The organism is Rubneribacter badeniensis (assembly GCF_002899695.1).
In the GTDB taxonomy this organism is placed as follows: domain Bacteria; phylum Actinomycetota; class Coriobacteriia; order Coriobacteriales; family Eggerthellaceae; genus Rubneribacter; species Rubneribacter badeniensis.
In genome coordinates this window covers 1-13,058 of the sequence record NZ_PPEL01000011.1, presented here as the reverse complement: position 1 = coordinate 13,058, position 13,058 = coordinate 1, and the positions used below count along the sequence as shown (strand labels likewise).

Annotated in this window: 13 protein-coding genes; 4 read left to right on the top strand and 9 right to left on the bottom strand. The window is 64.8% G+C overall.

Going from position 1 to position 13,058, the window contains the following annotated elements:
- The first annotated feature begins 10 nt into the window (after positions 1–10).
- Complete coding sequence (locus tag C2L80_RS03660; RefSeq protein ID WP_087193796.1) at positions 11–1,684, top strand: FAD-dependent oxidoreductase; 1,674 nt, start codon at positions 11–13, stop codon at positions 1,682–1,684.
- A 122-nt stretch (positions 1,685–1,806) separates the two neighbouring features.
- Here the strand turns inward: C2L80_RS03660 and C2L80_RS03655 are convergent, their stop codons facing one another.
- From C2L80_RS03655 to C2L80_RS03630, 6 genes are all read right to left on the bottom strand, one after another.
- Positions 1,807–2,367 carry a cysteine hydrolase family protein gene (locus C2L80_RS03655; protein WP_087193795.1) on the bottom strand — a complete coding sequence of 187 codons (561 nt, stop codon included), beginning with the start codon at positions 2,365–2,367 and terminating at the stop codon, positions 1,807–1,809.
- Positions 2,368–2,383: 16 nt separating this feature from the next.
- Positions 2,384–2,947, bottom strand: a complete 564-nt coding sequence (locus C2L80_RS03650; protein WP_103262674.1) for an NAD(P)H-dependent oxidoreductase — start codon at positions 2,945–2,947, stop codon at positions 2,384–2,386.
- Positions 2,948–3,047: 100 nt separating this feature from the next.
- Entirely contained in the window at positions 3,048–4,136 is a 1,089-nt protein-coding gene (locus tag C2L80_RS03645) for a C40 family peptidase (protein WP_087193793.1), read from the bottom strand.
- Positions 4,137–4,552: 416 nt separating this feature from the next.
- Positions 4,553–4,855: a YerC/YecD family TrpR-related protein gene (locus C2L80_RS03640; RefSeq protein ID WP_087193792.1), complete on the bottom strand. Its 303-nt coding sequence runs from the start codon at positions 4,853–4,855 to the stop codon at positions 4,553–4,555.
- Entirely contained in the window at positions 4,852–6,444 is a 1,593-nt protein-coding gene (cimA, locus tag C2L80_RS03635) for a citramalate synthase (RefSeq protein WP_087193791.1), read from the bottom strand. The genes C2L80_RS03640 and cimA overlap by 4 nt, the downstream gene beginning before the upstream one ends.
- A gap of 326 nt (positions 6,445–6,770) precedes the next feature.
- A complete protein-coding gene (locus C2L80_RS03630) occupies positions 6,771–7,703 on the bottom strand; it encodes a branched-chain amino acid transaminase (protein WP_103262673.1) in 933 nt (310 codons plus the stop codon).
- A gap of 701 nt (positions 7,704–8,404) precedes the next feature.
- On the opposite strand from C2L80_RS03630, the gene C2L80_RS03625 reads away from it, so the two are divergent.
- Complete coding sequence (locus C2L80_RS03625; protein ID WP_103262672.1) at positions 8,405–9,670, top strand: Bcr/CflA family efflux MFS transporter; 1,266 nt, start codon at positions 8,405–8,407, stop codon at positions 9,668–9,670.
- Positions 9,671–9,681: 11 nt separating this feature from the next.
- On the opposite strand, the gene C2L80_RS03620 is transcribed toward C2L80_RS03625, so the two are convergent.
- From C2L80_RS03620 to C2L80_RS03610, 3 genes are all read right to left on the bottom strand, one after another.
- Positions 9,682–10,482: a MerR family transcriptional regulator gene (locus C2L80_RS03620; protein WP_157941007.1), complete on the bottom strand. Its 801-nt coding sequence runs from the start codon at positions 10,480–10,482 to the stop codon at positions 9,682–9,684.
- Positions 10,483–10,634: 152 nt separating this feature from the next.
- The gene (locus tag C2L80_RS03615; protein WP_103262670.1) at positions 10,635–11,462 is read right to left on the bottom strand and encodes a nucleotidyl transferase AbiEii/AbiGii toxin family protein; all 828 of its coding nucleotides are present in this window, start codon (positions 11,460–11,462) and stop codon (positions 10,635–10,637) included.
- On the bottom strand, positions 11,459–11,986 hold the full coding sequence (locus tag C2L80_RS03610; RefSeq protein ID WP_103262669.1) for a type IV toxin-antitoxin system AbiEi family antitoxin domain-containing protein: 528 nt from the start codon (positions 11,984–11,986) through the stop codon (positions 11,459–11,461). Before C2L80_RS03610 ends, C2L80_RS03615 begins: the two co-directional genes overlap by 4 nt.
- A gap of 178 nt (positions 11,987–12,164) precedes the next feature.
- On the opposite strand from C2L80_RS03610, the gene C2L80_RS03605 reads away from it, so the two are divergent.
- Together C2L80_RS03605 and C2L80_RS03600 are read left to right on the top strand one after the other, a co-directional pair.
- A complete protein-coding gene (locus tag C2L80_RS03605; RefSeq protein ID WP_103262668.1) occupies positions 12,165–12,482 on the top strand; it encodes a DMT family transporter in 318 nt (105 codons plus the stop codon).
- Between the two features lie 3 nt (positions 12,483–12,485).
- Positions 12,486–12,863: a DMT family transporter gene (locus C2L80_RS03600; protein ID WP_092200146.1), complete on the top strand. Its 378-nt coding sequence runs from the start codon at positions 12,486–12,488 to the stop codon at positions 12,861–12,863.
- Positions 12,864–13,058 lie beyond the last annotated feature (195 nt).

The following is a 13,058-nucleotide window of genomic DNA, read 5'->3' as shown; positions in this document are numbered from 1 at the left end:
GGAGAGGGATATGGAACTGAACCGCCGAGACTTCCTCAAGGGAGCGTTTGCCACCGGCATCGTGGCCACAGGAGCGGGATTGGCCGGGTGCGCGCCATCTGCGCCCGACAGCCCCGCGCAAACCGACGAAGCCGCCTACCCCGCAGGACTTCAGGCCAGCGATTTCGAAGAATCGCCTGTCGAACTGGCTCCCATCACCGAGTTCGCCGAAGAAAAGACTTACGACGTGGTGGTGGTCGGCGCAGGCACAGGCGGCGTGCCGGCCGCACTGTCAGCGCTCGAGGAGGGAGCGAGCGTCGCCGTACTCCAAAAGGAATCGAAGCCCATCGCGCAAGGAGGCACGTGCACAGGCGTGCTGCTCGACCAAAGCGACGAGCAAGGCGTGATGAACTATCTGCAAGGCTATCTGGAAGATTGCCGCTGGCGCGCCGACCGCAAACTCGCCGAAACGTACTGCAAGTACTCAGGCGAGGCCATCCGCTGGACGCAGGTGCGCACCGCCGAAGCGGGCTTCCCTCCCTACACGGTGCGCCCCACGGCCGTGACCGAATACGACGACGGCTCGAAGTGCGCCCGCCGCAGCATCATGTTCGGGCCGAAGCCGTACAACAACGGCACGATGGTGGAGCATTTGGCCGAGTTGGCCGCAAGCAAGGGCGTCGAATTCTTTTACTCCACCCCGGGCGTACAGCTAATCACCGACGAAAACGGAGCGGCGACGGGGGTCGTCGGCAAGAACGGCTCCTCGTACATCAAGTTCAACGCCACGAAGGGCGTCGTCCTCTCCACCGGCGACTACCAGAACAACCAAAGCCTCGTGGAGCGCTACTGCCCCGACGTGAAGGAGTTCGACCGCAAGCAGAGCAACAAGACCGGAGACGGCATCCTCATGTCCATGGCCATTGGCGCAGGCCTCGTTCCCGTCGGACACGCCCACATGATGCACGACTTTGACTCCGGCCCCATGTACAACGAGCCGTTTTTGGCAGTCAACGAGAACGGCGAGCGCTTCATGAACGAGGACTGCGTATTCGAAGAGGTGAACTGCGTGCTGCGCAACCAGCCAAAACCCGGTTGGTACTCGCAGATCTTCGACGACGACTACGTCGCCCAGGTCACCGAGTGGGGCGGCAAGCCCACCGACCAGGAGGCCATCCGCGTGTACATGCCCGATGTGGAAATGGACCGCTCGGCTGAAAGCGGCGCGAACGTCCTCGAAGGCTTCATCGACACGCACTGCTGCGACACTTTGGACGAGCTGGCAGACAAGTTGGGCATCCCCGCCGACGCACTCAAAAAATCGGTCGAACGATACAACGAGTTGTGTGAAGCCGGGTTCGATGCGGACTTCGGCAAGCAGGCCAAGTACCTGAAAAAGATCGAAAAGGCGCCGTTTTGGGGCATCCACAAGCATGTGCGCGTGTCGGCTCTGTGCGCCGGCGTCACCGTCAACGAGAATTATCAGGCGCTGCGCACCGACGGCACGGTCATCCCCAACCTCTGGGTGACGGGGTTCAGCGCCGGACAGTTGTGCGGCAGCCCCGACTGGTCCATGTATCAAGGAGGCATGTCAGCCGGTCATTGCATCATGACGGGCCGTATCTGCGGAATCCAAGCCGCAACAGGCGGCAACCTCGAGTCTGCCCACCCCGTCACTGAAGCCGACGTGGAAGCGATTTCCTAAACGCACCTCTCTGCGTTGGTCCTTTTCGGGCGCATGCGGCCTGCATCGTTTCGTCCGGATCGCATGCGCCCGACGACGGTCCTGTCGCATCTCGCGACGCAACAGGACCGTCGAGCATGCGCCTAACGTCGATTGATCACCTGGATCTGCAGGCCCTCCATCACATCGAGGGCCTTCTCGTTGAGGGAGGGGTCGAACGAAGCCGTGCACGCGGCGTCCACGATGACGGGCACCTCGGGACACGCCGTCTTCGCCAGGACGGCGTTCGCGATCACGCAGATGTTCGACACGAGCCCCACGAGCTCGATGCTCTCAAACGGCGCGCGGCCCAGCTCTTCGGCGGCCTTCTGGGCCGTACGCAGCCAGTCGAACAGCCCTTCCGAACCGAACGTGGGCTTGTCGAACACCGCCGTCGCGCGGTCGAGCAACCCCGCAACCGATCCGTGCAGGTCATGACCGGGCGTGCCGTCGATGCAATGCTCAACGGGCAGGTTGCGCCCCTCCTGCGTATTCAGGTAATCGCGCCTGTGAGTGTCGAAGGTGAACACCACCTCGTCGTACGCATCGTAATATGCGCGGATCTTCTCCGCGATGGGCCCTTCGAGGCGCTCCGCTCCCGAGAAGCCCAGCGCCCCGTCCACGAAATCGTTCTGGAAGTCCACCACCACGAGCAGCCGTTTCATGCCATCCCCTGTCGTCTTAGTCGAGCCGCGCCAACTGAGCGCGCGCCTTGTCCAGCTGTGCTTCGACGTCGACCCCCACGATGTCGAGGCCCTCGGCCGCCACGAACCTCGTCTCGGGGATACCGAACATCTTCGCGATGCCGCACACGTACTCGTAGCCGAAGTTCGCCCCTTCCACGAAGCCGCCGCACGTCGTGATGTACGTGATGCGGCGCGCGCGGCAGATGCCCTCGCACCGAGCGTCCTCGGTGTAGTGGAACGTGAGGTCGCACACGCTCACATGCTCGAAGTACACCTTGAGCGCCGCCGGAAACGACAGATCCCAGTACGGCGCGCCGATGACGATGTCCTCGGCCTCCGCGAATTGGCGCGACAACGCGAACAAGGGGTCGTCCCATGCGCCAGCGGTCTGCTGAGCCATGCGGCGCGCCACCATCTCGGCATCGAAGGGACGCAGATCGAGGCTCGCCAGGTTCACCTCCGCAACGTCGTCGCCGCGCGAGGCCAGGTATTCCCGACACAGGACGAGCGTGCGCGAGTCCTCGCCACGCAGACAGGCGTTCACGAACAAGATGGTCATAGCGTCTCCTTCGCCCGAGACTCGATTCAAACATGCACGCAGCATGATACCGCGTCGGACGATCGTCCGACGCGGCGAATACGGCGAACGCGGCGCACGGCTAGGCGAAGCGAAGCGCGTGGGTGAAGCCGGCCCAGCTGAGGGGGTCGGTGTCGCGCACGAAGGCGCCGAACGTCGGCGCGTGGACATAATGCGTGCCGCCCTCGTTGCAAGCGATGCCCACGTGCCCGTTGTAGCCGTCGCCGTAGCTGATCCACAGCACGTCGCCCGGGCGCGCCTCCGAGACGGGCACCCGTGCGGCGGCGGCATAGTACTGCGCCTCGGTCTGGTGCGGCACCGAGATTCCCACCTGCCGATACGCCCACGTCACCAAACCCGAGCAGTCGAAGGCGTCGGGGCCCTCCGCACCCCACACGTACGGGCAGCCAATGCGCGAGAGCGCGTAATCCACCACGGAGCCTTGCGACGGAATGCTCGACACCGCCGATCCCGAACTGTACGCGTACGTGCGGCGGGCCTCGGCTTCGGCTGCAGCCGCCGCGGCTGCGCGCTCAGCCTCCTGCTCCTGCTCGAGCAGTTGCTGCGCCTCGGCGTCAAGCTGCGCCACCAGCTCTTCGAGCGACGCAATGGTGGCTTCGGCCTCCTGCTTGACGCGCGCCGCCTCGTCAGCCTTCTCGGCGGCGATGCGCTCCTGCTCCTCAAGCTCGACTTTCGCAGCCTCCACTTCGGCGCGCAGGTCCTTGGTTTCCTGCACCATGGCGGCATCGTTGTCGTTGATGTTCTTGAGCAGGTCCCAGTTCGTGACGAACTCCTCGAACGACGTGGCGCCCAGCACGAAATCGAGCAGCGTGGACTGGCCCGTGCGGTACATGCCGCGCGCCCGCTCGCCCAACCGCTCCTGCAGATCGGCGATCTTCGCATTGGCCTCGTCGATGCGAAGCTGCGCGTCGGCGACCGCCTGGACGGCGGCCTCGTGCTCGTCGAGCGCCTTGTAATAGGAGTCCGACACCACTTCCAACTCGTCCTGCATCGCCAAGATGCGTGCGCGAACGGCCTCGGCCTCGGCCATCTTGTCGGCAGACGTGGGATCGGCGAAGGCAAGCCCTGGCCGCAGCACCGCTGCTGCGCCAAGTGCGGCTGCCCCCAGAAGAAACGTGCGGCGATCCACGCCGCGCGCAGATTGTGTCATGTGCGATACCTCCTTGCGTTCTTGCGACCGTTCGGTTGCAATCGCACCACGACTATATCACGAACACGCAACAGCCCGCCAAAACCCTGGCACATCTTCATGCTTCGTTCGTATTACCAGGTGAATAGCTTGTTTCTGGATCAAGTTCGCCCGATCGCGCCGTGTTTTGCAGGATCAGTACGAATGAAAACGGCCCTGCAAAACACGCCCCTTCCCTTTGCGTCGTCGGGGCGAAGCGACGGAGGGCGTTGTCGCTCGGAGCGAGCGGTTTAGCCGTGAAAATCGACCGATCCGAGCGACAACGAGGAGGGAGCAAGAAGCGGAATCGCAGCAGTTGGCTCGGTAGAGGGGCCGGGGCGAATGGCCGGCCCGGCAGGGACGGCCAACTCGGCGACCTTTCTGGAGGAACAACCAGTTCAGCAGCGCGGCGCGCCCGCATCGTCGAGCACGTTGAGGGCGGCGTTGTAGCCGCCGGCGCCATAGGAGAGGCACTTCGACACGCGGGCGATGGTGGTGGCCGACGCGCCCGTGGCCTCCTCGATGGCCGCGTAGGACTTGCCGGCATCCAGCTGGCGCGCCACGGCCAACCGCTGCGACGTCTCTTTGATCTCGCGGATGGTGAACAAGTCCTCCAGCAGCGAGAAGATCACATCCTCGTCGTCGAGCGCGGCCAGCACCCGCAGAAGGTCCTCCACTTCGGACGTGCGCAACTCGCTCATCGGCACCCCTCCTCGATCCTCATAAGCCCGTACTCGATGGAATCCACCAGCGCGTTCCACGACGCCTCGATGATGTTCTCGGACACGCCCACGGTGCCCCAGCTGTCGCGGCCGTCGCGCGTGGTGATGACGACGCGCGTGATGGCGTCGGTGCCCACGTTCTCGTCGAGGATGCGCACCTTGTAGTCCACCAACTCCATGTCGGCCACCTGGGGATAGAACGCGCCGATGGCCATGCGCAGCGCGGTGTCGAGCGCGCCGACGGGGCCCGCGCCCTCCCCTGTCGCCACGAAGCGCTCGCCGCCCACGTGGATCTTGATGGTGGCCTCGCTCATGGCGTCCTTCGCAAGCGCGCCGGTGTCCTCGCGGTCGTCCACGATGACGCGGAAGCTCTCCAGCGTGAAGTGCGGCCGATACGCGCCCAGGTGGCGCTTGAGCAGCAGCGCGAGCGAGCCGTCTGCCGTCTCGTAGGAGTATCCGGCCGCTTCGCGCTCCTTGATGTTATCGAGGATGGCCTGAACCTTCTCGGCGTGCGCGCTCAAATCGACGCCGAGGCCGCGCGCCTTCGCCACAAGCGACGCCTTGCCGGCCAGTTCGCTCACCAGCATGCGCTGCGTGTTGCCCACGCTTTCCGGGGGCGTGTGCTCGTACGCCTCGGGGAAGCGCGCGATGGCGCTAGCGTGCAAGCCGCCCTTGTGGGCGAACGCCGACGCGCCCGTGTACGGATGGTGCGCCGGCACCGACACGTTGCACGCCTCTGCTACGAACTGGGACACGCTCGTCAGCTCGCGCAGGTTCTCAGGCCCGACGGTGACGCGCCCCATCTTCAATTCGAGGTCGGCGATGACGGTGAGCAGGTCGGTGTTGCCCACGCGCTCGCCGAAACCGTTCACCGTGCCCTGCACCTGGGTCACCCCGGCGCGCACGGCCGCCAGCGTGTTCGCCACGGCGCACCCCGAATCGTTGTGGCAGTGGATGCCCAGCTGCTGACCCGGCAGCGCGGCGGCCACGGCGGCTGCGATCTCGCCCACCTCGAACGGCAGCGCGCCGCCGTTCGTCTCGCACAAGTCGATGGAGTCGGCACCGGCTTCGCTGGCCGCGCGCACGCAGGAAAGCGCGTAGTCGGGGTTGGCCTTGTAGCCGTCGAAGAAGTGCTCGGCGTCGAACACCACCGTCAGCCCTTGGCGTTTGAGAAAGGACACCGAGTCGCGGATCATGCGCAGGTTCTCGTCGAGCGTGGTGAGAAGCGCGCGCGTGACCTGCGCGTCCCACGTCTTTCCCACGATGGTGGCCACCGGCGCCCCGCTGGCGACGAGATCCGCAAGGCCCTGGTCCTCCTCGGCCGCCACGCCCTTCTTGCACGTGGAGCCGAACGCCGCGATGCGCGCATGCCGAAGCGGCATGGCCTGCACGCGCTGGAAAAACGCGATGTCCTTCGGGTTCGACGCGGGAAAGCCGCCCTCGATGAAGTCGATGCCGAACGCATCGAGTCGCTCGACGATGCGCAGCTTGTCCTCAAGCGACAGCGTGATGCCCTCGCACTGCTCTCCGTCGCGCAACGTGCTGTCGTAGGTGAGGATGCGATCCACGAATGCTCCTTTGCTTCGGTGGAAGAGGCGTGACGCGAGCGGAAACGCTCCGGGCAGACGATTCGCGCCGAAGGCGCGAACGCAAACTCCCAGGCCGACGCCGATTCGCGCGGAGCGCGAAAACAACCGCGCAGGTTGGCGCAGTGTGTCAGCGAGGGGCGCCGAGGTGCGTCGAATTCGTGGGATCGCGCAGGCGACGCGTACTTCGGTACGCGAGCCTGCGGGATCGCGCGAAGGCGGCGTGCCTCGGCGCCCCGCAGCGTCGGCGGGCTCCGTCGTTCGACAGAACGACGGAATCTCCGAGCGTCGGCGGGTTCCGACGGCTGTTACGCCGTCGGAACTTCAGTCAGCCATTCCGCGTACTCTTCGATGTTGCCGTACGCCACGTCGAAGAAGCGCTCTTGCAGCGCGCGGGTGACCTCGCCGGGTTTGCCGATCTCGCGGCCGTCCACGCTGCCGATGGGCGTGAGCTCGGCAGCCGAGCCGGTCATGAACACCTCGTCGGCGATGTAGAGGTCGGCGCGCGTCAAGCTCTCCTCGATCGCGGGAATCTCCAGATCGTCGGCCAGGCACAGCACCGTGTCGCGCGTGATGCCCTCCAAAAGGCCGTCGGACAAAGGCGGCGTGGACAGCACGCCGTCGCGCACGACGAACAGGTTCTCCCCGGTGCCCTCGCACACAAGGCCCTGCTCGTTGAGCATGATGGCCTCGGCATAGCCGTGCTCCTTGGCCTCGAGCTTCGCCAAGATGGAGTTCATATACGACGCCGTGGCCTTCACCGCGGGAGGAATGGAGTTGTTCGTGCGCTGGCGCCACGATGACACGCCCACGGACACGCCCCTCTCAAGCGCATCGGCCCCCAGATACGAGTCCCACGGCCACACGGCGATGGCCACGTCCGTCGGCGCGCCCGTGGGGTCGACGCCCATCACGCCGTAACCGCGGTACACGATGGGACGAATGTAGCACGACGGCAGCTTGTTCGCGCGGATGACCTCCACCGTGGCGTCGCACAGCTCGTCCACCGTGTAAGGCAGATCGATGCAGGCGATCTTGCAGCTGCGATGAAGGCGCTCCATGTGATCGCGCAAGCGGAAGACGTAGCTTTTCTTCGTCGTTGGGTTCTGATAGCAGCGAATGCCCTCGAAGACGCCGGAACCGTAATGCAGCGAGTGGGACAACACATGCGTGGTGGCCTCTGCCCACGGGATGAGTTCGCCGTTTTTCCAGATGTAGTCGACTTCCGTGATGTCTGCCATTGATCCGTCCCTTCTCGCTGGCCCCTGACGTGCGGTTTCCTATGTGACGCGTTCGCTCATTGTACTCCAATAGGCTAAAGCGCACGAGCGTTTCCGGCGAAGTGTCGCTTTTTCGACGAAAGCGACAGAAAGGAGAGGCCGAAGCGCCTTCCGCATCCGCGAAACGACAGAGCGCGAGCGCGGAAAGGGGGTCGCGACGCACAACCCAGCCGTTCGACGTTCGCTTTGCGTCGCGTCTCGGCTGAGCGCAAAATACAGCGGGGCGCACCATCGCAGTCGCGTCGCAAGCGAAGCTCTTCGACCTCCGGAGCGCACCGCCTCTCTTGCACTCAGCGCTCCCTTCGCGATCATCACCGCCGAGCCAAGGCCCCAAGCCTTGCGACGGCGAGGCGAAAGGCCCTTTCCGCACTCGAAAACCGAGGGCGTACGCCCGCTCCGTCTCGGCCTCGTGCGGAAAACGCCTCGCCAAGAGAGCGCTTCCCCAAGAAGCGTCCCTTCGCAACGCGACCTGGCGAAAAGCGCCGAGAACGAGGCTGCGATCAGCCCTTCGCAAGCGAGCGCAAAGAGGCGAAAGGCTTCCGACACCTCGTCGCCCGCTCGGCGATAAACCACAGCATCTTCACCACTTTGAGAATGGCTCCACTACACTATGCAGCCATCCGCGCATGACGCGGCATCTTGGTTCCCAAGGAGATTGGAATATGGCTCTGCATTCTTGGCTTGCGCGCCCGCAACGACGCCTGGGGCCGTTCGGGCTTGTCGTGCTGCTCGTCGTAGGAGCGCTTGTCACGCCCCTCTCGCTCGACATGTACACGCCGGCCGTCCCGCACATGACCGAGTTCTTCGGCACGTCCGAGGCCATGGTGAACCTCACGCTCGTGGGATACTTCCTGTTCTTCGCCGTGGGGCTGCTGATTTTCGGTCCTGTGAGCGACCGCTACGGGCGCAAACCGGTGCTCGTGGCGGGCATCCTCGCCTACGCGCTGGCCAGCGCCGCATGCGCGCTCTCGACCTCCATCGGCATGCTCATCGCGATGCGCGTGCTTCAAGCGCTGGGCGCGGGCGCGGTGAGCGCGGTGTCCACCGCGGTGGTGAAGGACGCCGTCGTGCCCGAGCGGCGCGAGACGCTGCTGTCGCTCGTGCAAGTGATGTTCGTGGTGGGGCCGGTGCTGGCGCCGGTGGTGGGCGCGCTCGTTTTGCAGGTGGCCGACTGGCGCATGACGTTTTGGGTGCTCGCCGGCATCGGCGCGGTCTGCAGCGCGCTGGCCCTGCTGTTCGACGAAACGCTGCCCGCCGACGAGCGCTACGAAGGTTCGGTGACGGGCAGTCTGAAGCAGCTCGGCGTGGTCGCGCGCAACAAGGGGTTCTCGGCGTTCCTCGGCATCGTGGGGTTGTACAACCTGCCGTTCATGGCCTACATCGCCGTGGGATCGTATGTCTACATCACGTTTTTCGGGCTTTCCGAGCTGGAGTACAGTCTGTACTTCGCCGTCGCAGCGCTGCTGACGGTGCTCGGGCCGTTCGCGTGGCTTGCGGCCTCGCGATTCGTGTCGGCGCGGCGCTTCACGGGCATCCTTCTCGGCGTCGGGCTTGCGTCCGGCCTGGCCATGCTGGCCGTAGGCGAGCTGTCGCCCGTGCTCTTCTGCCTGACGTTTCTCGCGTTCGCCCTCGCCGAAGCGGCCGTGCGCCCCTACAGCACGAACATCTTGCTGTCCCAGCAAGAGGGCGACACGGGAGCGGCCTCGTCACTCATCAACTTCGCCCACACGGCCATCGGCTGCGTGGGCATGCTCGTCGCGGTGCTGCCGTGGCCGAACTTCGTGACGGGCATCGGCATCATCATCGTGGCGTCGATGGGCGTCGGCATCCTCGGCTGGATCGCGCTTCTGCGCTCGCGCGTGCCGCTTGCGGGCATCAAGGACGACGAGGCCGGAAGCGTCGGCGCGACGGTCCTCGACCTGCGCTGACGTCCGCGAGGCTATCCGCGCAGCACTTCGAGGGTCGTGCGCCCGAAGCGCAGTTCCGCATCCCACACCTCGAACGCCAGCAGCACTTCGTCCCCAACAGGCTTCCGCGCCTCGTCGAACGCGGCGCGGAAGCATTGCTCAAGCGTCTCCCCTTCGATGCGATGCCCCGCATACACGCGGCCATCGGGCAGTTCGACAAGCGGAACGCGGCTCGCCTCGCCGGGAAGCGGGCGCGCCTCGAGCACCACCTGCCACGAGCGCTCCCCCGTCTGGCCGTCCGCGCGCCACATCATCCCCTGCAGGAACAACGGCACGAGCCCGACTTCCCTCGCCCGAACGTACAGCCCGGTCGCAGCTTTCGCATAGCGTCTCGCGTCGAAGCCGTCCTCCGACCACGGGGACGAAAGGAACGTCCGCGCGCCAAGGATCCTCTCATACGGCGCAGGGAGCAACCTGCATGCGTTTTGGGCTGCGGATCCTTCTCGGTACTCGTCCAACGTCATGAGGATGGCCTCGGTTTCGCGCAGCTTCTTCGCAGCCAAGTCGCGCGCCCGATCGAGCAGCGCCGACACGTCCATGACGCCCTGATCCGACACGTAACCGGACAGTTCGCGCAAGGGAACGCCCAGCTGCACGCACGACACGATAACATCCAGCTCGCCCATCTGGCGCATCGTGTAATAGCGGTACCCCGTCTCGGGGTTCACGTAGGCGGGGCGCAGCACGCCCACGCGCTCGTAATAACGCAGCGCCTTCACGCTCACGCCTTTGAGATTCGCCACTTCGCCGATGGACAGCAGGTCGTTTCGCATGGCCCTCCCCCGATCCACCGTTGACTCTACCCTTGGGGCATAGTTTAGGATACCTGCTCGCGACATTCCAGGGACGCCTCCGGGCCGGACGGCGCGGAGGCGTCCCGCATCGTTTGCTGGAAGATGCCGACACGAAAACGGAAGCGAAAGGTCTAGCGCCCTGCGTTCTCTATTCTTCCAACAAAGCCGTTTGCCCAAACCACTGCGTCGTCTACGCTCGGCTCGACGGGAAGACCCGCCGCCTGCGCCGCGTACAACGCCTCCCAACCTTCGCCCTTCGCAACAGCTGGAGGCCACGTCTGCGCCTTGCGGTAGGCGAACAGCCTTACGCACGTTCTTCGGACTTCGGCCAAGTCCACGTGCGCATTAGCCGCGATAAGCTGCAAATCCACCAGGTCGCGGGCGCGATCACCGCCTCCTGTGACGGCATGGATCTTCTGGGCGATTTGATGGGAAAGGGGCATGAGCGGCACCTTGCCGGGTGCGGGAAAACCCATCTCCGCAAGCGTTTCGGCGGCATCCTCCAGCTCGACCCAGTCGATAGCCTCGGCATCGCCTATCTCGTTGTGTCCGACCTCCAAGGGCACCGTGCACCAAGGCTTGCCGTTGTACGACAGCTTCACGTCAAAGGGCCGCATCACGTATTCCTGCGGAACCCCTTGGGGTTGCGCCGGCTCACGCGCAACGATGCGCCCGGTGAACCCTTCCCAGCCTTGCGCGAGCGCTTCCGCGAGCTTTTGGGCGTAGATTTCCGGATCGGTTGCCGTAGCGGTGTCCAGATCGGTGGTGAACCTGGTCGCCGCGTTGCCGAAGCGCATCTTGAGGGCGCTACCCCCTTTCACCACGCCATCAGGAAGCATCTGCGCCACGACGGCGTTCGCCACGAGGGTGCGCGTCCTCACATACCCCTCGGGCGATCCGTCGCTCGCCCTCCGGATGGCATTGTCCAGATGCCGCATGCTGCTCGGCCTTTTCGTCATGCCCCAAGCTCCTCCACAAGTCTATCCCGCTCGCTTGGCGTCAAGTACCCTAAGCGCGAAGCCTCCTCGACCGCCTGTCGAGCCCGAGACGCCCCCATCGTCTCGGCAGCAGCTCTGATGGCATCCGCCACAGGCTGGGACGGCACCCCTTCGTAATGCGCGATCTGCGTCTTCGGTTGGCGCTCCATCACAAGCGTGCCCTCGCCGAGGCGCCTCCTCACCCTGCCGGAGGACGCAATCCACATGCGCGCGGGGTCGATAGGGGCAAGCCTTAGAAGGGCCACGACCGATTCCCCATAAAGATACGCGTCCGCGCCGACGGACTTCACGGCGATCGCGTAAGGGGCAGCTTCCTGATAGGGCCAAACGGGCATCCGGTAGACGCCCCGTGCGACGCGCCGGAGCTTCCCCCTTCGAGCAAGCTGGACCAATTCCGCATTCGATACGCCGATCTCCCTTGCTTCGGTGGAGGTGATCAGCCCGAAATCATCCACCGCATCGTATATGTCATCGATCTTTGCCATGTCAAAAGTATAGCGTATTTGTACTACTTTTGACATATTGGGAAACGCAGATCATCAGAAGCTTGCCATTGACTCTACCCTTGGGGCATAGTTTAGGATACCTGCTCGCGACATTCCAGGGACGCCTCCGGGCCGGACGGCGCGGAGACGTCCCGCATCGTTTGCCGGAAGGAGGCCCATGACGCCCTACGTGCTGCTCGGCATCGCCATCGCGTCGGAGGTGTTCGCCGAGGCCATGATGAAGCTGTCGAACGGCTTCGAGAACAAAAAGCCCATCATCGGCATCATCGCCGGGTACTTGGTGGCGTTCTACCTGATGGCGCAGACCTTGAACGACCTGCCGCTCGGATTCGTGTACGCCGTGTGGACAGGCGCGGGCGTGGCGCTCACCGCCCTCATCGGCGCGGCGTTTTGGCATGAAGGGTTCAACGCGAAGAAAGCGCTCGGCATCGTCGCCATCATCGCGGGCGTCGTGCTTCTGAAACTGGGGGTGTGAGGCATGGGAAACCTGAAAGACCTGCTGGAGCGCGCGAACCCGTTCTTGCTGCTGAGCATCTCGATCGCCGCCGAGTTGTGCGGCACCACGTCGATGAAGGTGTCGCACGGGTTTTCCGATCCCTTGTTCACCGCCCTCACCATCTGTGCGTACGCGCTGGCGTTCAGCCTGTTCACCATCGTGCTGAAAAAGGTCCCGCTGGGGCTGGCCTACGGCATCTGGGGCGGCGTGGGCACGGTGGGCACGGCGGCCATCGGCATCGTAGCCTGGGGCGACCCCTTCGGCTGGGCCACCGCCTGCGGCATCGCGCTCGTGGTGGGCGGCATTGCGCTGCTGAACAAGGGCACGCAGGAGATCGAAGAGGCGCGCGCAGAGAATTAGAGCGCCCCCGCGAGGCACGCATCGGCCGCGATGCCGAGCATGGTAATTTTTTTCGAATATTTTTGTCATCGGGGGGTGCGGACGTTTTTCCGGACGGCCTAGGCGGCCAGCCCCAGCCGCCTCCTGCGGCCGGCTATCGTATCGTACACCTTGCGCCCTCCCTCGTCGAACGCCTTCAGCCTCCCCTCCCGGTAC

What these genes read in the sequence shown, in the direction of transcription:
- C2L80_RS03660 (WP_087193796.1), top strand. Translation starts at nt 11, where the DNA reads ATGGAACTGAACCGCCGAGACTTCCTCAAGGGAGCGTTTGCCACCGGC.
- C2L80_RS03655 (WP_087193795.1), bottom strand. Translation starts at nt 2,367, where the DNA reads ATGAAACGGCTGCTCGTGGTGGTGGACTTCCAGAACGATTTCGTGGAC.
- C2L80_RS03650 (WP_103262674.1), bottom strand. Translation starts at nt 2,947, where the DNA reads ATGACCATCTTGTTCGTGAACGCCTGTCTGCGTGGCGAGGACTCGCGC.
- C2L80_RS03645 (WP_087193793.1), bottom strand. Translation starts at nt 4,136, where the DNA reads ATGACACAATCTGCGCGCGGCGTGGATCGCCGCACGTTTCTTCTGGGG.
- C2L80_RS03640 (WP_087193792.1), bottom strand. Translation starts at nt 4,855, where the DNA reads ATGAGCGAGTTGCGCACGTCCGAAGTGGAGGACCTTCTGCGGGTGCTG.
- C2L80_RS03630 (WP_103262673.1), bottom strand. Translation starts at nt 7,703, where the DNA reads ATGGCAGACATCACGGAAGTCGACTACATCTGGAAAAACGGCGAACTC.
- C2L80_RS03625 (WP_103262672.1), top strand. Translation starts at nt 8,405, where the DNA reads ATGGCTCTGCATTCTTGGCTTGCGCGCCCGCAACGACGCCTGGGGCCG.
- C2L80_RS03620 (WP_157941007.1), bottom strand. Translation starts at nt 10,482, where the DNA reads ATGCGAAACGACCTGCTGTCCATCGGCGAAGTGGCGAATCTCAAAGGC.
- C2L80_RS03615 (WP_103262670.1), bottom strand. Translation starts at nt 11,462, where the DNA reads ATGACGAAAAGGCCGAGCAGCATGCGGCATCTGGACAATGCCATCCGG.
- C2L80_RS03610 (WP_103262669.1), bottom strand. Translation starts at nt 11,986, where the DNA reads ATGGCAAAGATCGATGACATATACGATGCGGTGGATGATTTCGGGCTG.
- C2L80_RS03605 (WP_103262668.1), top strand. Translation starts at nt 12,165, where the DNA reads ATGACGCCCTACGTGCTGCTCGGCATCGCCATCGCGTCGGAGGTGTTC.
- C2L80_RS03600 (WP_092200146.1), top strand. Translation starts at nt 12,486, where the DNA reads ATGGGAAACCTGAAAGACCTGCTGGAGCGCGCGAACCCGTTCTTGCTG.